This window comes from Mesorhizobium sp. CA13, from assembly GCF_020165235.1.
Lineage (GTDB): Bacteria > Pseudomonadota > Alphaproteobacteria > Rhizobiales > Rhizobiaceae > Mesorhizobium.
Map to the genome: position 1 here is coordinate 297,754 of NZ_JAIUHS010000001.1, position 26,434 is coordinate 324,187.

Sequence of the window (26,434 nt, forward strand, 5' to 3'; positions counted from 1 at the left end):
CCCGTCAACTCTCGCAGGATGAAAAACCGTGGTGAAAGTCATCGCCAGTTCGCTCCGCAAAGGCAATGTCGTCGACAAGGACGGCAAGCTTTATGTGATCCTCTTTGCCGAAAACATCCACCCAGGCAAGGGCACGCCCGTGACGCAGCTCGACATGCGCCGCATTGGCGACGGGGTGAAGGTTTCGGAGCGCTACCGCACCACCGAACAGGTGGAGCGCGCCTATGTCGAGGAGCGCGAGCACACCTTCCTCTACGCCGACGGCGAAGGCTATCACTTCATGAACCCCGAGACCTACGACCAGGTGGCGGTGTCGGAAGCCGTTGTCGGCGATGCCGCCCCCTATTTGCAGGAAGGCATGCCGGTTCAGGTCTCGCAGTTCAACGGCATCGCCATCTCCCTGGTGCTGCCGCAGCGCGCTACCTTCGAAGTGGTCGAGACCGAGCCGACGACCAAGGGCCAGACGGCGTCCTCTTCCTACAAGCCCGCCCTGCTCTCCAACGGCGTGCGCACCGCCGTGCCGCCGCACATCGCTCCAGGCACCCGCGTGGTGGTGATGACGGCCGATGGATCCTATGTGGAGCGGGCGAAGGACTGAGGGGCTAGCGTCGCGAGCTTTTCAGCCGGACCCTATTTTTTAGCCGCTGACGATGAGCGGCGGCATCGCCAATTGGCGCCGGCCGAGGCCGACGCTGCCCGGCCAAACAACAAGCGCAGCGTTATTTCCAGAAGCGTGTCGCACAAAGCCATCATCGTTCGTCCTTGTGGAAAGGAGAACGCCAATGAGAAAGCTTATCGTCACCGAATTCATCAGCGTCGATGGCATCGCCGAGGTCGAGAAACTTCCCGGTGTGACCTGGAACGACGAGATGAACAGGTTCAAGGAAGAAGAGCTCGCCGACAGCGGTGCCATGCTTTTGGGGCGCACGACCTACGAGATCTTCGCCGGCTCGTGGCCGAGCGAAACCGGAGACTTCGCCGACCGGTTCAACGCGCTGCCGAAATATGTCGCGTCCAGCAGTTTGAAGGTGCTCGACTGGAAACCGGCCGAGCTGCTCAGGGGGCCGCTGCCGGAGGCGGTCAGGACACTGAAGCAAGGTAGCGGCGGCAACATCTATGTGCATGGCAGCCTCAGCGTCGCGCAGGAACTGTTGCGCCATGGTCTGGTCGACCGCGTCAGGCTGCTGAGCTATCCCGGCACCGTCGGCCAAGGCAAAAAACTGTTTCCGGCCGGCGATCCGGTGTCGCTCGAGTTGATTTACGCCAAGCCATTCAGCAACGGCGTGGTGGCGCTGGAGTATGCGCCGGTGCTGGCGAAATCGTAATCGGTCAGAGTGCCCTTCTTCCAGAGAGGACTGGGGGGCGCCTGGCTTTCGGGATCAAAGCTATAGCTGTGACGTGAGGCAACCTATGGACCTCGCGTCACCCGGTCTGCTTTCCCCGTCTTTGCTCGACGGCAGCACTTTCCCTAGCCTCCACAACGCGCTCCACCTCGCGCTTGAGCTGGTCCTTGATATCCGCCGTCTCGGTCATCAGGACCTCGATCTTGAGGAAGTCGAGCACGCGGTATTTCGATACCGCCGGGCGGATCAGGATATCGGGCTGGCACTGCTTCAGCTTGTTGGCGATGATCGACTGCATCATCAGTTGGGTGGCGCCGAACATCAGGTCGACGGAGGTCGGCCGCCTGCGGTCGGCCTCTTCCGGCGCGCCGACCACATCGACGCCGATGATGATGTCGGCATCCTCCTCGATCAGGTCGAAGGGCACGGGGTTGTAGATGCCGCCGTCGATCAGCAACCGGCCGTCGCGCATCACCGGGCGGAACACGGCGGGAATGGCCGCTGAAGCCGCGAGCGCGGAATGCAGGTCGCCATCGGCGAGTACGGCCAGCTTGTGGCCGAAATAGTCCGTCGCCGTCACCTTCAGCGGAATTTTCAGCTCGGCGAAGGTTTCGGGGATGGCGCCGGGCAGGAAGGCCTTGAGGATGCGTTCGACATTGAACTGGCTGACGCGGATGCCGGCCTGCATGGCCTCGGCGATCGTGCCGGGCCGCGCCCGCCACATGCGGCTCGCCACCTCGGCGCGGCGGCCGAGGATCGAGCGGGCATAGTCATGGATGTCCTTGCCGGTCATGCCGGAGGCCATGCAGGCGCCCACGATGGCGCCGATCGACGAGCCGGCGATCGCGACCGGCCTGATGCCCAGTTCGTCCAGCGCCTCGATGACATGGATATGCGCCAGACCGCGCGCGCCGCCGCCGCCAAAGGCGATGCCGAAGGTCAGGCTCATCCCTTATTGGCTCCGGCCAAGGGCGGTCCGACGATCATGATGGTCGGCTCGGCCGACAAAAGCTTCTTCGCCGCGGCCTTGACCTGGTCGAGCGTCACCGCGTTGATGAGGCCGGTGCGGCGCTGAATGTAATCGATGCCGAGGTCGTCGACCTGCAGCTCGACCAGGGTCGCGGCGATCGCGCTGGAGGAGTCCAGGTTGCTGATGGCGTAGGCGCCGATTAGGTATTTTTTGGTCGCCGCCAGTTCCGCCTCGGTAGGGCCGTCCTCGGCAAGCCGCCTGACCACGTCGCGCACGATGCCGAGGGTTTCGGCGGCGCGGTCCGAGCGCGTGCCGGTGGTGACGATCAGCGCGTCGGCATGGTCCTGGTTGATCAGCGAGGAGTTGACGCTGTAGGCCAGCCCGCGCTTCTCGCGCACCTCCTGGAACAGGCGCGAGGTGAAAGTGCCGCCGCCGAGGATCTCGTTCATCAGAACCGCGGGGAAGAAATCGGCCGCCTTGCGCCTCACGCCGGGCCAGGCAAGCTGCAGCGAGGTCTGCGGCAGGTCGTAGCCGACCTCGACATGCCGCGCCAGATGCGGCTCGACGTCGGGGACCGGCGCGAGCGCCTGGTTCCGCGGCAGGTCGCCGAACACCATGTCCAGTTTCTTCTTCAGCGTTTCCGGGTCGATGGCACCGACCACAGCGACATGCAGCCCGCTCCGCGCGAAGACCGCCTTGTGCAGCGCCTTCAAATCGTCCCGCGTGATGGCGGCGATGCTCTGCCTGGTGCCCTGGTCGGAGCGCGAATACGGGTGATCGCCATAGAGCGCGCGCGCCCATCTGTCCTGCGCGATCGTGTCGGGGTCGTTCTCTCCGGCGATGATGCCGGACAGGATCTGGGCGCCGATGCGATCGATCGGCGCCTGGTCGAAACGCGGCTCGTTGACCGCCAGCCGCAGCAGGTCGAACGCCTCGTCTCGCTGCTCGGCCAACATGCGCATGGAACCGTAGATGCCGTCGCGGGTCTCCTCGAAGCTCATCTCGGCGCCGGCGTCGTCGAGCTTCACCTGGAAAGCGTCGCTGTCCAGAGGGCCTGCGCCTTCGTCGAACAGACCGGTCATCAGATTGGCCAGCCCCTCCTTGCCCGGCGGATCCTGCGTCGAGCCGCCGCCAAAGACAAAACGGACGGCCACCATCGGCACCGAATAGTCCTCGACCAGCCAGGCGGTAACCCCTTTGGGCGAGGTGACCTGCTGGATGTCCATGGCGCGGGCGGCAAGCGCCGGCAGGACAAGGAAGAAGATGGTGAGGAGCAAAGTGACAAGCGCAGCGCGTGCCTTCCCTTCTCCCCTTGCGGGAGAAGGGAGAAAGCCGTGGTGCTCGCTATTCATCGTCAATTCCCCGCCTGTTGCTGCGGCAAGAGATAACCGGTGGTCGCGTGGGCCAGCACCAGATAGCGCGCGGCGACGGCCTTGATCTCGCCCGCGGTGATCTTGCGGATGCGCTCCGGCCATTGCTCTATGTCCTGCACATTGCCGCCGGTGGCGAGCTCGGCGCCATAGATATTGGCCATCGAATCCTGCTTGTCGCGGGCGAAAACCATCGAGCGGACATAGCGGTCCTTGGCCTTGTCCAACTCCTTGACGGTGACGCCATCCCTGGCGATGCGCGCGACCTCCGCGTCGACGGCCGCCTCGACATCGACGAGCCTGGCGTCGCCGCGCGGCGTGCCATAGACGGTGAAGTTGGTGTCGTCCAGCATGGTGCCCTGGAAATAGGCGCCGGCGTTGGAAGCGATGCCTTGCCTGACCACCAGTGCCTGGTAGAGCCGGCTGCGGTTGCCGCCGCCCAGTATCTCCGCCAGCAGGTCGAGCGCCTCGGCTTCGCCGGGCTTGGCCGTGTGGTAGGACGGCACCACCCATTGGGTGGAGAAATTCGGCACGCTGACGCGGGCGTCGGACAGCGTCACCGTGCGCCGGGTGTTCTGCTCCGGTTCGACCGGGCGCACGCGCGGCGGCAGGTCGGGCCCGCGCGCGATCTTGCCGTAGGTTTTCTCGGCCAGTGCCTTGACCGTGTCGGGCTTGACGTCACCGGCCACGATCAGCACCGCGTTGTTGGGCTGGTAGTATTTGTTGTAGAAGGCGATGGCGTCGGTGCGGTTCAACTGCTCCATCTCCTGCATCCAGCCAATGACCGGAATTCGGTAGGGCTGGTTCTGCCACAGCGTGGCGTCGAGTTCCTCGTCGAGCACGGCCTCGGGACTGTTGTCGATGCGCGAGCGGCGCTCCTCCAGGATGACGTCGCGCTCGGTCTTGATGACATCGTCGGTGAGGATGAGGTTGCGCATGCGGTCGGCCTCGAAGCTCATCATCAGCTCGAGCGCCGAGGGCGCCACCGTCTCGTAGAAGGCGGTGTAGTCGTAGGAGGTGAAGGCGTTGTTGGAGCCGCCTATGTCGGAGACGGCGCGGTCGAACTCGCCGGCGGCGTGATTGGCAGTCGCCTTGAACATCAGATGCTCGAAGAAATGGGCGATGCCGGATTTGCCTGGCGGTTCGTCGGCGCTGCCCACCTTATACCACACCATATGGGTGACGATCGGCGAGCGATGGTCGGGAATGACGACCACTTCCATGCCGTTGTCGAGCAGGAAATCCGTCACCTTGAATTCGGCCGGCCGTTTGTCGGCGGCGAAGGCCGCCGGGGCCGGCCCGGCAATGACGAAAGCCAGCGATGTCGCCAAGAGGGTCTTGCGCAGCCGTTCAGCCTGAAATGTCATCAATGGCTCCGGTTTCTCATGACGGACGATAGGCGGCGAGCCGATGTTGGGAAAGTGAATTGTTGATCATTGGCATGGCACAACCTGCTCCCTGGGAAGAAGGGGGCGCATTCCATCCTCGCCGGCAAATGAAGCTTAACTCAGGCGGCCTCGACAAACCGGATCAGCGTCTCGCCATAGTGGCGCTCGTCGACAACCGAAAATCCCGGTCCCGGCTCGAAAGGCGCCGCCGCTGCCTCCTCGACGACGCACAGCGCGCCGGGACGCAGCCAGCCGCCTTGCCTGGCCGACCTCAGCGCGCGCTCGCCAAGACCCTTGCCGTAGGGTGGATCGGCGAAAACGAGGTCGAACGGCGCCAGCGTGCCGGCCTCGCCCAGAGCCGTTGCGTCGCGCCGGAAGATCTTGGTGCGGCCGGTCAGCCCGAAGGCCTGGACATTGTCGCGGATCAGGCCGCGGCCTTCCGCCGATTCCTCGATGAAGACGCCATAGGACGCACCGCGCGACAGCGCCTCGAGACCGAGCGCGCCCGTTCCGGCGAACAGGTCGAGCACACGCGCGCGCTGCAACCGATCGGCAAAGCGATGCGCCAGCACATTGAAAACAGCCTCGCGGGTGCGGTCGGTCGTGGGGCGGATGGCGCTGCCGCGGGGCGTCGCCAGCGGGCGCCCGCGAAACTCGCCGCCGACGATCCTCATTTCGCCCTGGGACCCTTGGGACCGCCGCGCGGCCGCTCGCCGCCGCCACCCGAACGCTCGCCACGCGGCTTGCCGAACGGCTTTGAGCCGCCCGGCTTGCCATAAGCCGGCTTGAAAGACGCCTTGCGGGCCTTGGCTTCAGCGGCTTTGGCGGCATCCGCCTCCGCCCTGCCCTTGCCGATCGGCCGCGCGCCCGGCGCCATCCAGACATTGGCCTTACGCTGGCCCGGCGGTTCGATCGGCCGCTGCTCGCGCTCGGATTTCTTGCCGCCCGGCTTGCCGCCAAAACCGCCGCGCGGCTTGTCGCCGAAGCCACCGCGCTCGGGCCGCGGGCCGCGGTCGCCAAAGCTTTTTTCCGACCTGGCGCTTCTGTCGGGGCTGGTCGACAGTTTGCCCAGCGCTTCGTCGCGGCTGCCTTCGCGGCGCTTGCGGTTCTTGATCAGGCCGCCCTCGCCGGCCGGCCGGTGGTCACCCTCGCGCGAAAATCTCGGCCGCTCGGCCTCCTCGCGGCGCGGCTCGACCCGCCGCACCGGCAGGTTGGAAAACGGCTTTGTTATCTCGGCATCGAAATTGGCGCCGGATTCCTCTATCAGGCGTTCGCCGAGCTGATCGCGCAAAACCTTGCCCTTGATCTCCAGCACATGGCCTTCGGGAAGATCCTCGAGCTGGAACGGGCCGTAGGAGATGCGGATCAGCCGCGTCACGTCGAGGCCGAGCGCGCCGAGGATATTCTTGACCTCGCGGTTCTTGCCTTCGCGCAAGCCGATCGTCAGCCAGGCATTCGAGCCTTGCTCGCGGTCGAGGCTCGCCTCGATGGCGCCATAGAAGACGCCGTCCACGGCAATGCCTTCGCGCAGGCCCGCAAGCGCACTTTCCTCGACCTTGCCATGGACGCGCACCCGGTAGCGGCGCAGCCAGCCGGTGGCCGGCAGTTCGAGCACGCGAGACAGGCCGCCATCATTGGTGAGCAGCAGCAGGCCTTCGGTGTTGATGTCGAGCCGGCCGATGGTCATCAGCCTGGGCAATTCGGCCGGCAGCACGTCGAAGACGGTCTTGCGGCCCTCAGGGTCGCGGTTGGTGGTCACGACGCCGGCAGGCTTGTGGAACAGGAACAGCCGGGTGCGCTCGATCGGCGGGATCTCCATGCCGTCTAGATGGATGATGTCGTCGGGCATCACATTGAAGGCCGGCGAAGACAGAACCCGGCCGTTGACCTTGACGCGGCCGGCCGCGATCAACTCCTCGGCGTCGCGGCGCGAGGCAAGCCCGGCGCGAGCCAGCCGCTTGGCGATCCGCTCGCCGGCTTCCTCGGGCGCCTCCGCAGGACGCGGACGGGGCTTGAAACCGCCTTGCGGCCGGTCGGCAGCGAAATCGCGCTTCGTACGGTCCGCGAAATCGCGCTTTGGACGGTCAGAGAAGTCGGGTTTGGGCCGATCGGCAAAACCACGCTTAGGTCGATCGAAGCGTCTTTCGCCCGCCGCACCTTCAGCCGGGCGGCCGCGCGGCGCATAGGGCTTGCGCGGCCCTTCGCGGTTCTCATAAGGCTTGCCTTGCGGACGCGGGCCCTTGTTGAACGGCCGCTCCGAACGCCCGGCTTCGCCGCCCTCGCGCGGCTTGTACTCGCGCTTCTGGGGCCGTTCGCCTTCGGCTGCCATTGGCCGCTCGCCACGCGGCGCGTAGGGCTTGCGTGGCCCTTCGCGCTTTTCGAAGGGCTTGCCTTGCGGACGGGGACCCTTGTTGAACGGCCGCTCCGAGCGCCCGCCTTCGCCGCCCTCGCGCGGCTTGTACTCGCGCTTCGGCGGCCGTTCGCCATCGGCCGCCATTGGCCGCTCGCCACGCGGCGCGTAGGGCTTTCGCGGTCCTTCGCGCTTTTCGAAGGGCTTGCCGCCGTCGCCACGCTTGGCAAATGGTTTCTTGGCGCCGAAGGCCGGCTTCCCGCCTTTGCCGGCATCGCGCCCACGCGCCGCCGCCGGTTTCGGACCGCTTTTGCCCGGACCCTTCTGGCGCGGAGATTTCTTGTCGTTGTCGTCCATGTGGCCTTTGCCCGTTTGCGCTGCTACAGCGTGGCGCATCCTTTCGGGCGCGCAACGAACGCTGTAGCATTTTTGATTTGGCGCATGATCATTTCCGAAAACCGTACCCGATTTTCGAGGTTATGCGCTCAATAACAGGATCACCGTCGAGTGGCGAGGAGATAATCGGAATGGAAACCCGCGTGAAGCGGCCTGATTTCATGGCGCTGGCGCTGGAGGAGGCGCAAGCGGCGGCCTCGCGTGGCGAAGTGCCGGTCGGCGCCGTCATCGCCAGCGCCGGCACGGTCGTGGCCAGTGCCGGCAACCGCACCCGCGAGCTTGCCGATCCAACGGCCCATGCCGAGATGCTGGCCATCCGCGAAGCCTGTCGCAGGCTGTCGAGCGAGCGGCTCACCGGACACGATCTCTATGTGACGCTGGAGCCTTGCGCCATGTGCGCCGGCGCCATCTCCTTCGCCAGACTGCGCCGGCTCTACTTTGGCGCCGCGGACGAAAAGGGCGGCGCGGTGGTCAATGGCGTGCGCTTCTTCGCTTCGCCGACCTGCCATCACACGCCCGACATCTATGCGGGCATGGCAGAGGCCGAAGCAGCCCTGCTGCTGAGGGATTTCTTTCGGGAGCGCCGGGACTGAACCGAGGCAATACCCGTCGGCAAGCAAACGCGGCCCGCTTTTTACAGAGATGGCAGCCAGTCGAACCAGCCGCTGCCCTTCTTGCCTTCCGCCTCCCTCTTGAGGCGGCGTTCCTTTTTATACTCGTCTTCGCCGAGTTCGTTTTGCGGCGCCGTGTCGGATGCGACGCGATAGGCAAGGGGCGGTTCGCTCAGATATTTGCGGGTATTCGGATCGCCCTGCTTGCTTTCGGCGAGGCGGCGCTGGATGTCGGCGGCGCGGCCCTTGTCGGAATCGGCAGGCGTCCAGCGCGGCGGGTGACTTGAGCCGGATTCCTCCATCGCCTTCTTCACCGAGGCGGGATCCGTCTGCACATCATCGACGATCTGCGACTGGTAGGACGGATCATCCTGGTGTGCGGTGGCGTCGGCGCGCAGGCGGGCACGGCGCTGCTCGGGCGATTCGGGCCATTCGGCGCTTGCCGTCTCGATGCTCTCCTGTGGCGCCGGCAGCGCTTCCTTCTGACCAGGCGCCGGCTTCACCAGGGTGGGACGCGGCTTGTAATCGATGTGTTCCTTGCGCTTGGGGGCGAACGAAAAAGCGCCGGTGAGATCGCCGGCCAGTTGTTCGCCGGCGGTCTTGTCGGTGCCGTAGGTCGGAGAACCGACACAGCCGGACAGAGCGAGTCCCGATGCGACAAGCGGCGCCAACAGCGCGAGGCGCGCGTTAAATCTCTCGGTCATGCCAAAAAGTCCCACTCTAGACAGCCTCTCGATCGCCGCCGGTCCCAAGGTCCGGCCCCCATCGTCCAAGCACTTGCGACGGAAATCCGGCGACAATTTGTCTTCCGGAGTTTCGCGTGTTTACCTCAACCACTCGTTAAGGGCAACGCACGGACGGGTTTCGCCCATCCGGCGTGGCATTTGTGCACTATTTCATTGATGCATGTCGTTGTCCCAAAACCGCGGCACACTTTTGGGCGACATGCATCTAGAGCCTTCCCAGCGCCTTCAGCTCATGCAACACGGCGGCGTCGCGCGCCGAGACATCGGGAAAGGCAGGATCCTGCCCGACATCGGCGGTATAACGCCACGACCGCGCGCATTTGACCAGGCCGCGGTCCTCGGCCTTTTCGATCACCACGGCGACGCCTTTGACGTCGTCGAGCGTGAAGGCGCCTTGTTGCGCCTCGCCATGGGCGACGACGAGATCGCTGGTGATCGCCATCTCGGCCATGTCGACATCCGATATCGCGGCTTCGAGCGCCGCATCGTCGATGGTAACGACCGGCACCGCTTCCAATGACGAGCCGATCACTTTCTGGGCACGCGCGATTTCCAGCGCACCGGTGACGACACGGCGCACCTGCCGCACCTTGCGCCATTTCTCCGCCAGCGCCTCGTTCTTCCAGTTTTCCGGGATCGCCGGGAACTGGTCGAGATGCACCGAGACGGCATCGGGATGACGGTCGAGCCAGGCCTCTTCCATGGTGAAGGGCAGCATCGGCGCCAGCCATCTCACCAGGCAGTCGAAAAGGTGGCGTACCACCTGAACCGAGGCCTTGCGCTTCGCGCTCGACGGCGCATCGCAGTAAAGGGCGTCCTTGCGGATGTCGAAATAGAAGGCCGACAGCTCGACCACCATGAAATCGAGGAGCGCACGGGTGATGCGCTTGAACTCGAACGCATCGTAGCCCTGGCGCACCACCTCATCGAGTTCGGCGAGGCGATGCAGCATCAGCCGTTCCAGCTCCGGCATCCCTTCCAGCGGCACCTCCTCGCCATCGTCATGGGCGAGCGTGCCCAGCATCCAGCGGATGGTGTTGCGCAGCTTGCGGTAGGCGTCGATGTTGGTCTGCAGCACGTTCTTGCCGAGCCGCTGGTCTTCCCAATAATCGGTCGTCACCACCCACAGGCGCAGGATGTCCGCGCCGGACTGCTTGATCACGTCCTGCGGCACGACGGTGTTGCCGAGTGACTTCGACATCTTGCGGCCGTCCTCGTCCATGGTGAAACCATGGGTGACGACGGTATCGTAGGGCGCCCTGCCCCTGGTACCGCAGCTTTCGAGCAGCGAGGAGTGGAACCAGCCGCGATGCTGGTCGGAGCCTTCGAGATAGACATCGGCCGGCCATTTGAGGTCCGGACGATCCTCCAACGTGAAAACGTGGGTCGAGCCTGAATCGAACCAGACGTCGAGGATATCCGTCACCTGCTTCCATCTGGAGGCATCGTGATTGCCGAGGAAACGTTCCTTGGCACCGGCGGCGAACCAGGCATCGGCGCCCTCTTTCTCGAAAGCGTCCATGATGCGCTGGTTGACCGCCTCGTCCTGGAGCACATTGCCGTCGGCGTCGGCGAAGACCGCGATCGGCACGCCCCAGGCGCGCTGGCGCGACAGCACCCAGTCGGGCCGCTCCTCGATCATGGCCCGGATGCGGTTCTGCCCCGCCCCTGGCACGAAACGGGTGTCGTCGATCGCCTTCAGCGCACGGCTGCGCAGCGTCGTGCCGTCGCCGAGGTCCTTGTCCATGTAGACGAACCATTGCGGCGTGTTGCGGAAGATGACCGGTTTCTTCGACCGCCAGGAATGCGGATAGCTGTGCTTGAGGCGACCGCGGGCAAACAGGGCGTTGCGCTTGATCAACTCGTCGATGACCGCCTGATTGGCATTGCCCTTCTTGCCGTTGTCGTCGAGAACGCGCGCCGCGCCACCCTCGCGATCCGGTCCGAAGCCCGGGGCGTCCTTGGTGAAAAAGCCGGCATCATCGACGGTGAACGGGATCGCGGTATCGACGCCGCGCGCACGCAGGTCCTGTGCCGCATCCATCCAGGCGTCGAAATCCTCGCGGCCATGGCCCGGCGCCGTGTGAACGAACCCGGTGCCCGCATCATCGGTGACATGGTCGCCGGCAAGCATGGGCACCGGAAACCCGTAACCGCCGCCAAGACCCTTGAAGGGATGCGAAAGCGTAAGACTTCCAAGCTCTTGCGCCGACACGCTGCGAAGACGATTCAAGGTGACTTTGGCCTTGGCCGAAGCCTCTTCGGCCAGTGTATCGGCAAAGATCAACTTTTCGCCCGGCTGCGGGCCGAAGGCGTTCTCAGCTGCCGTGACCTCGTAGAGACCGTAGTTGATACGCGGCGAATAGTTGACGGCACGGTTGCCGGGGATCGTCCAGGGCGTCGTCGTCCAGATGACGACATGGGCCTGCAGCAGATCGAGAGCGCCCTCGGTCAGTGCGGTTTCCCCGTCAGCGACGGGGCGCACCAGACTGGCGACCGGGAACTTCGCCCAGATCGTATCCGACTCGTAGTCCTGGTATTCGATTTCGGCCTCGGCCAGCGCGGTGCGCTCGACGACGCTCCACATCACCGGCTTGGAGCCGCGATAGAGCTGGCCCGACATGGCGAATTTCAAAAGTTCGCCGGCGATGCGCGCCTCGGCGTGGAAGGCCATGGTCGTATACGGGTTCTTGAAGTCGCCGATGACGCCAAGGCGCTGGAATTCCGCCCCCTGAACGCCGATCCAGTGAGCGGCGAAATCCCGGCATTCCTTGCGGAACTCGTTGACCGGCACCTCATCCTTGTTCTTGCCCTTGGCGCGGTACTGCTCCTCGATCTTCCATTCGATCGGCAGGCCGTGGCAGTCCCAGCCGGGCACGTAATTGGCGTCGCGGCCGCGCATCTGGAAGGAGCGGTTGATGACGTCCTTGAGGATCTTGTTCAGAGCATGGCCGATATGGATGTTGCCGTTGGCATAGGGCGGACCGTCATGCAGCACGTATTTCGGGCGGCCGGCGGAGACCTCGCGCAGCTTGCGGTAGAGATCCATCTCCTGCCAGCGCTTGACCAGCACCGGTTCCTTCTCGGGCAAACCGGCACGCATCGGGAAATCCGTCTGCGGCAGGTAAAGCGTCTTGGAATAGTCGATCGTCTCAGCTGTATCGGTCATTGGTCTGCCATTGTGGATTGCCCGGCGGCAAAGGAGCTCGGGCCTGAACTATCATGATCTGGAAAAAGCGCGAGGGGTCGCGCGCAAGATTCCCGGCGGCTCCGACAGCTCTCAGGCCGTCCGGAACACCGGGCTGGTAATTCGTATCGTAATCGCGACGGAACGCGAAAAGCTCGTCATTGGTGGGCTTTTAGCGGAGATGAGCGCAGGAATAAAGCGTCTCGTTCGATTCACCTACATCTTGAAATCGAAGCGATAGGTCGTCGATACGCCGATCATGAACTGGTTGCGGTCGCCACGCTCCTTGACCAGACTGGAATCGGCGGCCGGGCCCTCGAGGCGCGAATATTCGCCGAACAGGCTGGCGGTCATCGGGTCGGTCACCTTCCACGTCACCGCGCCGCCAAGGCCGACCGATTTCAGGCCGCCGCCGGGATTATACTGGTTCAACCCCGAGGCCACGGCTTCCTGTGCGTTGACGCCGTAATAGGCGTCGAAATATTTGGCGGAGGCGAACGAGACGCGCGGCCCGCCAGAAATCCTGACGGTTGGCGTCACGTCGTAGAAGGCGTCGGCGGCGATGTCGGCGACGAAGCCGTTATGGGCGCGGATACCGTGCCGCAGCTCGGCACGCGCACGTATCCAGTCCGTTGGATAGAATTCGAAGAAGCCGCCCACCTCGCCGCCCCAGCGGACCGGATCGAGGCCTTTCAGCTCATCCGCATCGCCGTCGTCGCGCGAGAACAGGAACTTGCCGGTCAGGCCGGCGCGGACGCCGCCATCGTCGACCAGCGCCAGCGAAATGTTGTCGTTGCGCGAGGTGAAGCGGGCCGCCGGGCCAGCCTTGCCCAGGGAGATGATCGGCGAGGCGCTGAGCAGGTACTTCTTGCCGCCCTCGAAATTGGGCGCCACCATGCCGGTGGCGCCCACCGTCAGATACCAATCGCCGGACAGCCAGCCGAAGGCGCCCTCGCCGGCATCGGCCGCACCCGAGGTAGCCAGCATGACGGTAGCCAAGGCTGCAGAAATTTTCCCGACCGGACTCATGACTACCCCACTAACACGATACGACTGTCTTTCGGTCACAGCTTTGAAGAGGCTTTGGTAAAATTTGATTTAAGGTCGAGACGTCCGGCTCGCATTGCTTGCACCATCCGGCCGCCGTCGGCTGGACGCGGGTCGGCACCAAGGGTAACTTCATTCCCTGCTGGCGGTCCTCGATGGAGATGGCGACATGACCTTGCACGGCGATGCACTGAAGAACGCGATCGGGCAGACGCGAGCAAAGTGGGGGTGGTTTGTTGGCTTGGGCGTGTTGCTGCTGATCCTCGGCGGCATTGCCTTCGGCAACCTCTTCATCGCCACCGTGGCTTCCGTCTATGTCGTGGGATGGCTGATGCTGGTGGCCGGCATCATCGAGATCATGCATGCCTTCGGGGTGAAGACGTGGGGCCGCTTCTTCTATTGGCTGCTCAGCGGATTGCTCTACGCGGTCGCGGGCTTTTTCGCCTTCGACAACCCGCTGCTGGCCTCGGCGGTGCTGACCTTCCTGCTGGCCGTCGCGCTCGTCGCTTCCGGCGTGCTGCGCGCCTGGGTCGGCTACAGCCACCGACCTGAGCGCGGCTGGGGCTGGATCGTAGCGGCCGGCGCCATCAGCGCGATCGCAGGGTTGATCATAGCCATGGGCTGGCCGGTCAACAGCGTATGGGTGCTCGGCCTGTTCCTGGCAATCGACCTGATCTTCCAGGGCTGGACCTTCATCGCCGTCGGTCTGGCGCTGAAAAAGTAATGTCTGATTCGAGCATGATCTAACCCGAAAACCGGCGCTACTTTTCGGGACCATGCTCATTTTGTTAAAGCATGATCTTGCCCGAAAACCGGGCTCCACTTTTCGGGATCATGCTTCAAAAAGCCATGGCCGCGTCGAGTTGCGAAAGCGGCTTGACGCCGGCCAGCAGTGCCATCGCCTCGGCCTCGTCGCGCTTCATCTGCGTGACCAGTGCGTCAAGCCCGTCGAACTTGATCTCGCTACGCAGGTAGCCGAAGAACGACACCTGGCAGATCTCGCCATAGAGGTCACCGGAAAAATCGAAGACGAAGGTTTCCAGAAGCGGCGCGCCATCATCGTCGACTGTCGGACGGCGGCCAAAGCTGGCGACCCCGTCATGCAGCCTTCCGTCGGCGCGGCGAAAGCGAACGGCATAGATGCCTTCCCTGAGGGCGGCCTCGGCGGGAAGCCTCATGTTCGCGGTCGGAAAGCCGAGCGTTCGCCCCAGTTTCTGGCCGTCCACGACTTCGCTCTCCACCGTGAAGCGATAGCCGAGCAGTCCGGCGGCCTCGGCCACCTCACCATCGCAAAGCAAGGCGCGGATGCGGCTCGATGAAACCACCTCGGCGCTCTCGTCCCGAAATGCATCGACCAGCGTGACGCCGAAGCCGTGGCGCTCGCCAGCCGCCATCAGATAGGCCGGCCCGCCCTGGCGGTCCTTGCCGAAATGGAAATCGAAGCCGGTCACGGCATGGGTGATGCCAAGCGTTCTCTCAAGCACGTCGGTTACGAAGGCTTCCGCCGACAACGAGGCGAAGTCGCGCGTGAAAGGCTGTTCGACGAGCGCGGCAAAGCCCAGCAGCGACAGGAGCCGCGCCTTCATCGGCGGCGGCGTCAGCACGAACAGCGGTATGTCGGGCCTGAATATCTTTCGCGGGTGCGGTTCGAAAGTCAGCACCAGCGCCGGCACGCCACGCCGACGCGCCTCCGCCAATGCCCGTTCGAGCACCGCCTGATGACCGCGATGGACACCGTCGAAATTGCCGATCGCGACAACGCCGCCGCGCAAATCGGCAGGCAGCGGCGCGGTTGCCGAAAGGTGCTGGAAAGCGTCCATCGCCATCTACCGCAGCCTGGGAATGACGGCCACTGGATGATAGCCGTGCCTGTCAAGAAACGCGGCGAGCCTTGCGGGATCCGGCTGCGATGCATCGCCATAGTCGCGGGCATGAATGCCGCCCGAGACATAGAGAACGTCGAAACCATTGTCGGCCGCGCCCTTGATATCGGTCAGCATGCCGTCGCCGATAGCCAGCACCTGGCGGCGCTCTACCGGCCGGCCAAGGATCTCCGCCACCTCCTTCATCGCCACATCATAGACCGGCGCATAAGGTTTTCCGGCGATCAGCGTGCGGCCGCCGAGCTGTGCGTAGTCGCGCGCCAGGGCGCCGGCGCACCAGATGATGCGTTCGCCGCGCTCGACCATGATATCCGGGTTGGCGCAGATGAAAGGCAGATTCCTGGCGCGCAGCCTCCGCAGCAGCTCCGCATAGTCCTCGGGCTTCTCCACTTCGTCATCGAACAGGCCGGTGCAGACAACGCCGGATGCCTCGAACTCCTCGACGAGATCGACGTCGAGCCCGTCATAGAGGGTGAAGTCTCGCTCGGCGCCGACATGGAAGATCTTTCGCGGGCCTTCCACGATCAGGTCGCGGGTCACGTCGCCCGAGGTGACCACGCGGTCGTAGGCCGATGGGGGAACGCCGATGGCGTTCATCTGGGCCACGACGTCGGCGCTGCGGCGCGGCGAATTGGTGATCAGGACGACGGGGATGCCGGCCGAACGGGCTGCCGTCAGCGCCGAAGCCGCCGCCGGAAAATGCGTCTCGCCATTGTGCACCACGCCCCAGACATCGCAGAGAATGGCCGAATAGTTCTTCGACACGTCTTCGAGCGAACCGATAATGTCAGGCGAGGCCGCCATGCCGTATCCTTCAGTCATGATCGTTGCGGTGCCGCAGCCGACGGTTCGCCGCAGCCGGTTGGAATTATCCGAACCGGTCCAGCCTGTCACCAGCTTTCGCCCTTAACGGACATCCGCCACCGTTCACCGGTTGGTTAACGAGCTTTGAAGGTGAGGCCTGACCTTGGATATATTCCAGAAACCTGAAATTTAACGATTTATGACACCGTCCCCACTGACAATCGATTTCGCGGGGGCAGCTGTGACAATGATCCGAAGATTCGGACGCGACCGGCGTGGCAATTATGCGCTGATGACCGTGCTCGCCATGGTGCCGCTGATGGGCGCCGTGGCTATCGCCGTCGACTATACGGAAATGGTGGGCCAAAGGCAAAACGCCTTGAATGCCTTGGACGCGGCAGGCTTCGCCACGGCCCAGCAGATCGTTGCCGGCGCCAGCGACGCCGACGCGGTGGCCTATGCCAAGAATTTCTTCGAAGCCAATCTCGCGCATATTGATCCGGCCAACACCACGCTGGCCGTGACGCTGCCCAACAACAACACGGGCGGCGGGACGCTGAAGCTCTGCGCTACCTTGGTCTACAAGCCCTATTTCGAGCCGACGGCTAAATTGCTGCTGGGCGGCAGCGCCGGCAGCACCGATATCGGCTTCAGCACCTGCTCCGAAGTGCGCCTCAAGAACACGCTGGAAGTGTCGCTGGTGCTCGATAATTCCGGTTCGATGAAGGAGCTCGGCAAAGGCTCGAACAAGGTGAGGTTCGACCTTCTCAAGAGCGCCGCCAAGCAGCTGGTCGACCAGTTGGCCGGCCAGGCCCAGCAGATGAGGCAGGTCACCAAGCCGGTCCAGTTCAGCCTCGTTCCCTTCGCCGCCTCCGTGAATGTCGGTGCTGGCAACGCCTCGGCGGCGTGGATGGACACGACCGGCATCTCGCCTATCCATCATGAGAATTTCGACTGGACGACCATGAGTTCGTCCTTTTCGTCCACCAAATACGCAGAGAAGATTGCCGGTATCTGGTACGCGAAAGGCACCGGCTGGGACGCGAGCCAGAAAGACCAGCCGCTGACCCGGTTCTCGATCTACAAACAGATGAAACGCATTTCAGCGTGCAGTCTCAAGAATTGGGACGGTACCTGTGCATCGAACGCGACCTTCACCTATGCGCCGGTCGCGAGTTGGGGTGGCTGCGTCGAGTCGCGCCCATATCCATACAATATCCAGGACACAGCTGCATCGACGACACTGCCTGCAACGCTTTTCGTGCCGATGTTCGCGCCCGACGAAACCGACCGCGTCGATAGCTCTTCAAGGCCAGCCAATAACAATTGGGATGTCGACGCCCCAGTGAGTTCAGGCGCGTCCGATGCCGCACGCCAGCGCTATATGCCAAAATATTTCGACTGGGTGAACAAGGTGACGCCGGCCTACGGCATGGACGCCGGGCCGAATACAAGCTGCAGCACGACGGCAATCACGCCACTGACCGATGTTTCCACGACAGCCGGCGCAACTTTGATCAAGAACGCCATCGATGCCATGGCCGACGACGGCGCCACCAACGTGCCGGAAGGCATGGCCTGGGGCTGGCGGACCCTTTCCAGCACGGCACCATTCACCGAGGGCCGGCCCGAAACGGAAAGAGGCAACGACAAAGTACTGATCGTGCTGACCGACGGCGCCAACACCTACTACACGCCGACCTCGGTGACGGCGCAGACCTACTCTGGAACCAATTGGAATTATGGCGGCAACGACCTGGCTGGCAGCAAGGCGATCTATTCGGCTCTCGGTTACGTCGTCCCCTACAGCAACGGCTACAGCTATGGCCGCATGTTCCTCGGAACGGATGTCACCAAGGACGACTACAGCAACGCCAACTACACCAAGGCGATGAACGAGCATTTCGCCGCGCTCTGCAACAACGCCAAGGCCGCCGGGGTCATGGTCATGACCATCGCGCTTGATCTGGACGCCACCAAGACGGCGGAGAAAACGCAGATGGATGCGCTGAAGGCCTGTTCTTCTGATTCCCGCTTCAGCAAGGACAAGACCGATCCGAGCAAGCCGATGAAGCTGTTCTGGAATTCGACGGGCGCAACGCTGTCCGACGATTTCAAGGCGATCGGCAACGAGCTGTCCAACCTGCGCATCGTCAGCTGATCCGACGAATTCCACGTCGACGCTCTGCATCCAGCGGGGCGTCGTTCTGGACGGCCCCCCGGGTGCCGCTCCAGATTGGTTAGTGCTTGGTGAAGCGCGAACCAAGCAATCGAGCGGTTTCCCAAACCCGTCCTTCAGCGTTTTGTGGAAAGCTGGCGTCGATCGAGAATCCGCCGGCGGGGGCCGCTGCAAGACATGCGTGAAATCTGGCGTCAGTTCCGCCGCGACAGGCGCGGCAACTATGCTCTCATGACGGCCTTCGCGATGGTCCCGCTGATGGGCGGGCTTGCGCTCGCGGTCGACTTCACGGAAATGAACCGCGAAAAGCAGACGGTGTTGAACGCGCTCGACGCCGCCAACTTCGCCACGGCGCGCCGCCTGACGGAAGGCGCCACCGACGCCCAGCTGAGAGCCTATGCGCTCGACTTCTTCAACGCCAATCTGAACGATGTCGATCCCGCCAACACGACGCTCAACCTCACTTTGCCCAGCAACGCCGCTGGCGGCGGAACAATGAAGCTTTGCGGCACCTTGACCTATAATCCTTACTTCCTGCCGACGGCGAAGATACTGCTCGGCGGCACCGGCGCCACCAATATCGGCTTCACCGCATGCTCTGAGGTGCGGCTGAAGAACACGCTCGAAGTAGCGCTGGTGCTCGACAATTCCGGATCGATGGTCACGCCCGGAACCGGCTCGGGGCAGAAGCGCATCGATCTCCTCAAGACCGCGGCGAAGCAGTTGGTCGACACGCTTGCCCAGCAGGCCGCGATGATCAAGCAGGTCGACAAGCCGGTGCAGTTCGGCCTCGTACCCTTTGCCGCCTCGGTCAATGTCGGTCCTGGCAACGGCAACGCGTCCTGGATGGACACCGAGGGCCTGTCACCGGTGTCCAACGAGAATTTCGACTGGTCGACGCTGAACGCCGCCAACAAATACGCCCAGCAGACCAACGGCATCTGGTACAAACGCGGCACCGGCTGGGGCGACGAGGAAGGCCAGATGCTGACCCGGTTTTCGCTCTACCGCGACATGAAGGTCGTCACCAGCCATGAGCGTGTTAAAAACAGCAAGCACGTTGTTTGTGCTGAATACAACTGGAACAATACCTGCAAGCGCAGTTACGACGCATACGACTATGTCGATTCCTACGGTCCGTTCGCCAGTTGGCAAGGCTGTGTCGAAGCCCGGCCCTATCCCTATAATGTCAACGACGCCCCGCCGTCCGGCGGCTCGGCCAACACCGGGATAGGCGTGGGCGATCCGGCGACGATGTTCGTGCCGATGTTCGCCCCGGATGAACCCGGCAATCACTGGAAGATCACCCAGGATCCCAACGAAGCCGCGCCAAAGACCTATGGCGCCATCAACAGCTGGTGGAACGACGATCCGTCGAGCAGCAGCGGCCAAGCCCGGCTGCGCAACATGGCCAAATATTTCCAGCCGCGGCCGATCGATGCACCGGTATTGCCCGCGGGCAACGGCCCGAACTACAGCTGCACCACCAACCCGATCACGCCGCTGACCGACGTCAGCGTCGCCGATGGGCTCGCCACGATCAAGGCCGCGATCGACCTGATGCAGCCGGATGGCGGCACCAATGTTCCCGAGGGCATGGGCTGGGGCTGGCGGGTGGTCTCGAGCGGCGAGCCGTTCACGCAGGGGCGTCCGGAAACAGAAAAAGGCAACGACAAGGTGGTGATCGTGCTGACCGACGGCGCCAACACCTATTACACGCCTTCCTCGCTCAGCTATTCCGACCCCGCCGATTCGAAGTCGACCTACGCGTCCTATGGCTATCTCAAGCCCGGCTATGCCGGCACCTCGGTCGGGCGCCTGTTCATGGGCACATCCAGCGCCATCGGCCAGTTCGACTATTCGAACGGCAATTACACCAGCGCGCTCAACGAGCAGATGACGACGCTTTGCTACAACGCCAAGGCGGCCAACATCATGGTGATGACGGTGGCTCTCGACCTGTCCACGACCAAGACCAGCGACAAGAACGCCATCGATGCGCTGAAATCATGCTCGTCGGAATCGCGCTTCCGCAAAGACCCGGCGGATCCGAGCAAACCCGCCAAGCTGTTCTGGAACGCGACGGGCGCCAGCCTGTCGAACGATTTCAAGGAAATCGGCAACGAATTGTCGAACCTGCGCGTCGTCGGTTAGCCCAACTCTGGCGCAACGCCTGGCGCCGACAAGCCCTTGTGGGCGCCTGCCGCAACGGGCACATAGTGGCCGCACGCTGGATCGCATCCATCGCGGCACGCCTGGGGACGAACAATGCCCGATACCGCCAACCACCTCGCCTTCGCGCTGGTCTGCCTGGGCATGGTGCTGACGCCGGGTCCAAACATGATCTACCTGATCTCGCGCTCGCTCTCGCAAGGGCCGAAGGCCGGACTGATCTCGCTTGGCGGGGTCGCCGTCGGTTTTCTCTTCTATGTGCTGTCGGCGGCATTCGGCATCACGGCGCTGCTGCTGGCCGTACCCTTCGCCTATGACGCGCTGCGCTTTGCCGGCGTGCTCTATCTCCTGTGGCTGGCCTGGCAGGCCGTGAAACCGGGCGGACGCTCGCCATTCCAGGTGCGCGACCTGCCGAAAGACGGGCCGCGCAAGCTGTTCGCCATGGGCCTGATGACCAATCTGCTCAATCCGAAGGTGGCGGTGCTCTACTTGTCGCTGCTGCCGCAGTTCATCAGCATTGGCAAAGGCCATGTCCTGTCTCAGCTTCTCGTGCTCGGCGCGACGCAGATTTCGATCAGCCTGACCGTGAATGCCATCATCGCCGTGACGGCGGGCTCCATCGCGGCCTTTCTCGCCGGGCGGCCTTTGTGGCTGGTCATCCAGCGCTGGATGATGGGAGGCGTGCTGACGGCGCTGGCGCTGAAGATGGCGACCGACGCGCAGCGCTGAGGGCGGGCTGCGGCGTCGGCGTTGGTCTACATAGGCCGCCTTGTCTGCTGGGTCCGCTCCGGTTCCACCACCTTGCGGTAGAGGTGCCAGGTGGCATGGCCAAGGATAGGCATAACGACCGCGAGCCCGACAAACAGCGGGATCGAACCGATCACCAGCAGCACCGCGACCGTCAGGCCCCAAAGAGCCATCTGCAGCGGGTTTGCCGTCACCGCCCGCACCGAGGTTTCGATGGCCGAAACGGCGCCGACATCACGGTCGAGCAGCAGCGGGAAGGCGACGACAGTGGTGGCCAACACGATCACGGCGAAAACGAAGCCAGCGGCGTTGCCGAGAAGGATCAAGGTCCAGCCCTTGCTGGTCGTCAGCACGTCGCGGACAAAGGCGCCGATCGAAGCCGGCGGCTGGTCGCCGAACAGGCTGGTGTAGATCGACTGCGCGGTGAACAGCCACAACAGGAACAGCACGAAAAGCATGATGCCGATGACCGCGATCGAAGGCACCGCCGGCGAGTGGCGGACATCGAGGGCATGCCGCCAGTTGGTGTTCATGCCGAGTTCGCGCCGGCGGCTGATCTCGTAGAGGCCGAGCGCGGCGAAAGGGCCGACAAGGGCGAATCCCGACATCAAGGGATAGACGAGCTGAATGGCGTTGGAGCCAGACGTCCACTGCGTCAGGATCAGGCCGACGATGGGATAGATCAGGCACAGGAAAACGTAGTGAGACGGTTTTGCCCAGAAATCCTCGGCACCGAGCCGCAGCGCATCCCAGAGGTCCGATGTGGTGATGTGGCGCACCATGGGCTGCACATGCATTCCACGCGCGTCCGCCATGACATGAAAGCTGGCCATAAGCTTCCTCCCTTTGTCGGGGGCGGTCACCACCGTGATGGCCGCCCGTAGCTGCCACTAGTAGATGTAACAGCATACCCGATTTGCCAGGGGCTGTCGCCAAATCGATGGTTCCGGACAGGCCATCACGGGATTGTCATCCCTGCCCGGCAGAAGCCGCGCGATCTTCGGCATCGGATTTCTCGGAGGATGGGCCATTCGAAGCTGGATGGCCAAACGCAACGTTTGAAGACGACGCGGTGCGATCAGCGAAGGCCAAGCATCAATTTCCTCGTCAGTTTCTTCGGCTTGCCCGTCAAAAGCCATGATCGCGACTATGCAGGCAGGAATGAGCATTGTCATCGACCTCCCTCCAGAACCGCGCCGGACAAGGCGCTCCTTGCTGATCGGTCTCGCGGCCATTGCCGGACTTGCCGCCTGCAGCACCGTTTCCGTGCCCACCGGTGAGGGCGCAGGTGTCTCTTCCTCCGCCACGGCCACCCTAGCCGACTTGCGCGCCGCGGCCGGGCGGACTCCGCTGACCGCGGACACCCAGCTCGAACAGGCGGCGTTGCAGCAGGCCGGCTACATGGCGTCGCGGACGCGCATGAGTCACACCACCGGTTGGGGCAAGGATTTCGCCTCGCGCATGAAGGACAATGGCGTGCGCGGCGCTGCGGCCGAGAACATCGCCGAAGGCCGCTTCGACCAGCAGAAACTGTTCGATATCTGGATGCATTCGACCGGCCACCGGCGCAACATACTCGACCCGGACTTCAGCCGTTTCGGGCTTGCCTATGTCCGCGACGGCCGCGACCCCAGCCTGCGCTACTGGGCCCTGGTGCTCGGAAGGTAGCAAAGCCGTCGCCGGCAGCGGACAGCCGTCGAATATCAATCCATATGTGCCGCCGGCGCGGCGCCGGCCGGCGCCGCCTTCGGCTTGCGCAGCAGGATCACGAACGGAATGGCGGCCAGCGTCATGATCATCAGGATTTTGAAGTCGTTGACGTAGGAGATCATCATCGCCTGGATGTTCACCATCCTGTCGACCTGGGACAATGCCATCTGGTCGCCGCCGGCCGCCGCCGGCGAAACCGCCCACAGATTGGGGTTGAACGGATTGACAAAGGCGGAAAGCTCGGCGTGATTTATCTGTGTATTGCGCACCATGAGCACCGTCACGACCGATACGCCGATGGAAGAGCCGAGGTTGCGCACAAGGCTGAACAAAGCCGTGGCATCGGTGCGGAAGCGCACGTCAAGCGTGGCGAAAGCCACCGTCGACAGCGGCACGAATACCATTCCCATTCCCAGACCCTGGATGATGCCGGAAGTGATGATCAGCCAGTTGTCCATCTGGGGCGAGAAGCCGGCCATCGTGTAAAGCGACTGCGCGGTCAGGAGGAAGCCGATGACGACGAGGATTCTGGCGTCGACCTTGCTCATGAGCCGGCCGACGACGAGCATCGAGATCATCGTGCCGACGCCGCGCGGCCCGATCACGATGCCGATGGTGATGGTCGGATAGCCGAAGATGGTCGACAGCATCGGCGGCAGCAGCGACATGCTTGCTAGGATGAGCACGCCCATGACGAAGATGAACGCCAGCCCTGTCACAAAATTGCGGTCGAGGAAGATCTTGGGGTCGATGAAGGGATGCTCCGCGGTCATCGTGTGGATGATGAACACCCAGAAGCCGGTTATCGAAAGGCCAAGCTCGATCCAGATCTCGACTGACGAGAACCAGTCGACCTCGGCGCCACGATCGAGCAGCAGCTGCAGCGCGCCGACGCCGAGCGATATCATGGCGAAGCCGAAGAAATCGAAGCTTCGCACCCGCCGCGCAATGGCCGGCAGATAAGCGGCCATGCCGAGGAAGGCGACGATGCCGACCGGCAGGTTGATGAAGAACACCCAGCGCCAGCTGAAATTCTCGGTCAGCCACCCACCGAGCGTGGGACCCAGAATCGGCCCCAGCATGATGCCGGCGCCCCAGATGGCCATTGCCTGGCCGTGGCGTTCCTTCGGGTTGATGTCGAGCAGGAAGGTCTGCGACAGCGGCACGATCGCGGCGCCGAACACGCCTTGCATGAGCCGGAACAACACAATGGTTTCAAGACTCCAGGCCAGACCGCACAGCATCGAGAAGATGGTGAAGCCGACCACCGCCGTCAGGAACAGTTCCTTGCGGCCGAAACGGTCCGCGAGCCAGCCGGTGACCGGCGTCATGATCGCCGCCGCCACGATGTAGGAGGTCAGCACCCAGTTGATGTTGTCGGGCGAGGCGCCGAGATCGCCCGTCATGGTCGGCAGCGCGACGTTGGCGATCGTGGTGTCGAGCGCCTGCATGATCGTCGCCAGCATGAGCGCAACCGTGATCAGGCCGCGATGCGGCACTTCTTTGAAAGGTTCTGGCGTGCTCATGATGCGGAACTTCCAGCCGGTAACAAAAACGTGTACACAGGGTTTCCGGGCGGCAAAGCCTTCCGTTGAGAGACCCTCATCGCGGTGGGACGCGATTATCGATGTGGGGGTTACATCGACCGAAAGTCTCGATTGAGCGGATGCCTGCCGCCCGGAAACATGAGGACCGACGGGTCCGTGTCGAAGATCTCAGCTTTCGATCAAACCGCGATGCGGTTTGACCCGAAGGCTGACCCTTCCACTCCTCCCATCAGACCAATCCCCTGCTCTGTGCGTCCACCCGCATGATCCACCCGGGCTTCCGCTGATTTACTTCGCGGGCTCGCCAGCCGTGGCGTGGCCGAAAATGCCAGGCAGGCCGCGCGCCACGCCCGTGTCGACGGTGACGGCCGCGCTCATGCCTGTGCGCAGCATCATCTTGGCGTCGGGATCGCTCAGCTCCAGACGGACCGGAATGCGCTGGGTGACCTTGACCCAGTTGCCGGTGGCGTTCTGCGCGGGCAGCAGCGAGAAATCCGCGCCAGTGCCGGCGCCGATGGCCTTGACCGTCGCTTCGAAGGTCCTGCCCGGATAGGTGTCGACCACGATTTCGGCCTTCTGGCCCGGCTTCATATTGGTCAGCTGCGTTTCCTTGAAATTGGCGTCGATCCAGGTATCGCCGGTCTCGACCAGCGAAAACAGCGGCGTGCCGGAGCCGACATACTGGCCGACCTTGAAGGACGCGGCCTGGTAGACGACGCCATCGGCGGGCGCCTTCACGGTGGTCTGCGCCAGGTCGTAGGCAGCCTTGTCGCGCGCGGCGAGCGCCGACATCACGGTCGGATGTTTGTCGGTTTCGATATCGGGATTGCCGCCAAGCGCGGCCTTGGCGCTGACGATGCCCTGTTCGGCAACGGCAAGCTGCTGCTTTGCCTTGTCGAGATCGTTCCTGGCCTCATCGAGCGAAGACTTGGCGTTGATGCCTTTCTGGGCGAGATCGGCGGCACGGTCGTATTGCGACTGGGCATAGGCAACTTCGCTGCTGGCGGATTTCTCCTGTGCCATGGCCTGGCTGTAGGCGGCGCGCAGCTGCTCGACGTTGAGCCGCGCGGCGGCCACCGCCGCGTCGGCCTGCGCAAGCGCGATCCGGTAAGGCTCGGGGTCGATGGCGAAGAGAAGATCGCCTTGCTTCACCCTCTGATTGTCCGAGATCGCGACCTGAACGATGCGGCCCGCCGTATCCGAGGCGATCGATACCTTGGCCTGCTGCAGGTTGGCGTTCTCCGTCTCCTGGTAGCGCCCCCCAGTGACCCAGACATAGCCGCCACCGATGACCAGAGCCGCCGGCAGGGCGAACATCAACAAGAAGCGGCCGAGACGGCGCTTCTTCTTTGGCGCCGGCGCCGGCTCCACCGGAGGAGCCATTGTAACAGGGGCCGCAGCCGGCTGCTGCGGCGCTTCCATTTCCACTTTGGCGGCGTTTTCGTCAACCTTGGCTACCGCGTTCATGCTGCTGCGCCTTCCGTATTCTTGACCTTGTCGCAGGACGGTGAATCGCCATCCGCGAGATTCTGTGCCATCGCATCCAATGCCCTGATCAGGACGCGGCGATCGTCCGGCGAAACGCCGGTCAGCGACTCCTCATAGACTTCGCCGGCGAGGCTCTTGACCTCCGCATAGGCGGCGCTTGCCTTGGGGGTTGGGAAGATCATGCGCACGCGGCGGTCGGCGGCGTCGGAGCGGCGCTCTATCCAGCCGCCCTCCTCCATCCGGTCGACCAGCCGTGAGACGCTGATCGGCTCGATTTCGAGCAGTTCGGCAAGCCGCGCCTGCGAGACGCCCGCTTCCTTGGCGACGCGAACCATCAGGCGCCATTGCGCCGAGGACAGGCCAAGGCCGCTGGCGCGCGCTTCGAAGCGCTTTCGCATCAGCCGCTGCACGTCGTGGATCAAAAATCCCAATCTGTCTATGCCTTCGGAAACCATGAGTGGGATATATAATAAGCGTGCTTACTATTCAAGCCCGG

The 26,434-nt window shown here is 63.6% G+C and carries 23 protein-coding genes; 8 read left to right on the top strand and 15 right to left on the bottom strand.

The genetic code is table 11. The annotated features are described in order from the left end of the window. The first annotated feature begins 28 nt into the window (after positions 1-28). Positions 29-598, top strand: coding sequence for an elongation factor P (gene efp, locus LB566_RS01545; protein WP_140494213.1), 570 nt, complete (start codon positions 29-31; stop codon positions 596-598). 184 nt (positions 599-782) lie between these two features. After that, a complete protein-coding gene (locus tag LB566_RS01550; RefSeq protein WP_224622668.1) occupies positions 783-1,325 on the top strand; it encodes a dihydrofolate reductase family protein in 543 nt (180 codons plus the stop codon). 97 nt (positions 1,326-1,422) lie between these two features. Here the strand turns inward: LB566_RS01550 and LB566_RS01555 are convergent, their stop codons facing one another. From LB566_RS01555 to LB566_RS01575, 5 genes are all read right to left on the bottom strand, one after another. Then, entirely contained in the window at positions 1,423-2,292 is an 870-nt protein-coding gene (locus LB566_RS01555) for a patatin-like phospholipase family protein (protein WP_224622670.1), read from the bottom strand. Further along, on the bottom strand, positions 2,289-3,665 hold the full coding sequence (locus LB566_RS01560; RefSeq protein WP_224622672.1) for a M16 family metallopeptidase: 1,377 nt from the start codon (positions 3,663-3,665) through the stop codon (positions 2,289-2,291). Before LB566_RS01560 ends, LB566_RS01555 begins: the two co-directional genes overlap by 4 nt. 2 nt (positions 3,666-3,667) lie before the next feature. Beyond that, complete coding sequence (locus tag LB566_RS01565; protein ID WP_224622674.1) at positions 3,668-5,050, bottom strand: M16 family metallopeptidase; 1,383 nt, start codon at positions 5,048-5,050, stop codon at positions 3,668-3,670. Between the two features lie 140 nt (positions 5,051-5,190). Further along, the gene (gene rsmD, locus LB566_RS01570) at positions 5,191-5,745 is read right to left on the bottom strand and encodes a 16S rRNA (guanine(966)-N(2))-methyltransferase RsmD (RefSeq protein WP_224622676.1); all 555 of its coding nucleotides are present in this window, start codon (positions 5,743-5,745) and stop codon (positions 5,191-5,193) included. Beyond that, the gene (locus LB566_RS01575) at positions 5,742-7,778 is read right to left on the bottom strand and encodes a pseudouridine synthase (RefSeq protein ID WP_224622678.1); all 2,037 of its coding nucleotides are present in this window, start codon (positions 7,776-7,778) and stop codon (positions 5,742-5,744) included. Before LB566_RS01575 ends, rsmD begins: the two co-directional genes overlap by 4 nt. 182 nt (positions 7,779-7,960) lie before the next feature. On the opposite strand from LB566_RS01575, the gene LB566_RS01580 reads away from it, so the two are divergent. Then, positions 7,961-8,410, top strand: coding sequence for a nucleoside deaminase (locus LB566_RS01580; protein WP_224623614.1), 450 nt, complete (start codon positions 7,961-7,963; stop codon positions 8,408-8,410). A 41-nt stretch (positions 8,411-8,451) separates the two neighbouring features. Here the strand turns inward: LB566_RS01580 and LB566_RS01585 are convergent, their stop codons facing one another. The 3 genes from LB566_RS01585 to LB566_RS01595 all read right to left on the bottom strand — a co-directional run bounded on the left by LB566_RS01585 (position 8,452) and on the right by LB566_RS01595 (position 13,390). After that, positions 8,452-9,132 (bottom strand): hypothetical protein, encoded by a 681-nt coding sequence (locus tag LB566_RS01585; protein ID WP_140637714.1) that lies wholly within the window; start codon positions 9,130-9,132, stop codon positions 8,452-8,454. 247 nt (positions 9,133-9,379) lie between these two features. Continuing rightward, positions 9,380-12,343 carry an isoleucine--tRNA ligase gene (ileS, locus tag LB566_RS01590; RefSeq protein ID WP_224622681.1) on the bottom strand — a complete coding sequence of 988 codons (2,964 nt, stop codon included), beginning with the start codon at positions 12,341-12,343 and terminating at the stop codon, positions 9,380-9,382. A gap of 234 nt (positions 12,344-12,577) precedes the next feature. After that, on the bottom strand, positions 12,578-13,390 hold the full coding sequence (locus tag LB566_RS01595) for a MipA/OmpV family protein (RefSeq protein WP_411910450.1): 813 nt from the start codon (positions 13,388-13,390) through the stop codon (positions 12,578-12,580). Between the two features lie 187 nt (positions 13,391-13,577). Here LB566_RS01595 and LB566_RS01600 point away from each other — a divergent pair, with 187 nt between their 5' ends. Continuing rightward, positions 13,578-14,132, top strand: coding sequence for an HdeD family acid-resistance protein (locus tag LB566_RS01600; RefSeq protein WP_140494237.1), 555 nt, complete (start codon positions 13,578-13,580; stop codon positions 14,130-14,132). Positions 14,133-14,247: 115 nt separating this feature from the next. Here LB566_RS01600 and LB566_RS01605 read toward each other — a convergent pair whose 3' ends face one another. Then, the gene (locus LB566_RS01605; RefSeq protein ID WP_224623616.1) at positions 14,248-15,228 is read right to left on the bottom strand and encodes a bifunctional riboflavin kinase/FAD synthetase; all 981 of its coding nucleotides are present in this window, start codon (positions 15,226-15,228) and stop codon (positions 14,248-14,250) included. 6 nt (positions 15,229-15,234) lie between these two features. Next, a complete protein-coding gene (locus LB566_RS01610; protein ID WP_140549391.1) occupies positions 15,235-16,095 on the bottom strand; it encodes a TIGR01459 family HAD-type hydrolase in 861 nt (286 codons plus the stop codon). Between the two features lie 247 nt (positions 16,096-16,342). Here LB566_RS01610 and LB566_RS01615 point away from each other — a divergent pair, with 247 nt between their 5' ends. The 3 genes from LB566_RS01615 to LB566_RS01625 all read left to right on the top strand — a co-directional run bounded on the left by LB566_RS01615 (position 16,343) and on the right by LB566_RS01625 (position 21,175). After that, positions 16,343-18,256 carry a pilus assembly protein gene (locus LB566_RS01615; RefSeq protein WP_140549186.1) on the top strand — a complete coding sequence of 638 codons (1,914 nt, stop codon included), beginning with the start codon at positions 16,343-16,345 and terminating at the stop codon, positions 18,254-18,256. 195 nt (positions 18,257-18,451) lie between these two features. Further along, positions 18,452-20,428, top strand: coding sequence for a TadE/TadG family type IV pilus assembly protein (locus tag LB566_RS01620; protein ID WP_224622683.1), 1,977 nt, complete (start codon positions 18,452-18,454; stop codon positions 20,426-20,428). 114 nt (positions 20,429-20,542) lie between these two features. Further along, entirely contained in the window at positions 20,543-21,175 is a 633-nt protein-coding gene (locus LB566_RS01625) for a LysE family translocator (protein ID WP_140494241.1), read from the top strand. A gap of 26 nt (positions 21,176-21,201) precedes the next feature. Here LB566_RS01625 and LB566_RS01630 read toward each other — a convergent pair whose 3' ends face one another. Further along, on the bottom strand, positions 21,202-22,026 hold the full coding sequence (locus LB566_RS01630; protein ID WP_224622684.1) for a DUF2189 domain-containing protein: 825 nt from the start codon (positions 22,024-22,026) through the stop codon (positions 21,202-21,204). 57 nt (positions 22,027-22,083) lie between these two features. Further along, positions 22,084-22,368, bottom strand: a complete 285-nt coding sequence (locus LB566_RS01635) for a hypothetical protein (RefSeq protein ID WP_224622686.1) — start codon at positions 22,366-22,368, stop codon at positions 22,084-22,086. Here LB566_RS01635 and LB566_RS01640 point away from each other — a divergent pair. Then, on the top strand, positions 22,355-22,861 hold the full coding sequence (locus LB566_RS01640) for a CAP domain-containing protein (protein WP_140549189.1): 507 nt from the start codon (positions 22,355-22,357) through the stop codon (positions 22,859-22,861). The two genes, LB566_RS01635 and LB566_RS01640, sit on opposite strands and share 14 nt — an antisense overlap. A gap of 35 nt (positions 22,862-22,896) precedes the next feature. On the opposite strand, the gene LB566_RS01645 is transcribed toward LB566_RS01640, so the two are convergent. From LB566_RS01645 to LB566_RS01655, 3 genes are all read right to left on the bottom strand, one after another. Further along, positions 22,897-24,429, bottom strand: a complete 1,533-nt coding sequence (locus tag LB566_RS01645) for a DHA2 family efflux MFS transporter permease subunit (RefSeq protein ID WP_224622688.1) — start codon at positions 24,427-24,429, stop codon at positions 22,897-22,899. A 309-nt stretch (positions 24,430-24,738) separates the two neighbouring features. After that, positions 24,739-25,917 (bottom strand): HlyD family secretion protein, encoded by a 1,179-nt coding sequence (locus tag LB566_RS01650; protein WP_140549191.1) that lies wholly within the window; start codon positions 25,915-25,917, stop codon positions 24,739-24,741. Beyond that, a complete protein-coding gene (locus LB566_RS01655) occupies positions 25,914-26,393 on the bottom strand; it encodes a MarR family winged helix-turn-helix transcriptional regulator (RefSeq protein WP_224622689.1) in 480 nt (159 codons plus the stop codon). The genes LB566_RS01650 and LB566_RS01655 overlap by 4 nt, the downstream gene beginning before the upstream one ends. Between the last annotated feature and the right edge of the window lie 41 nt (positions 26,394-26,434).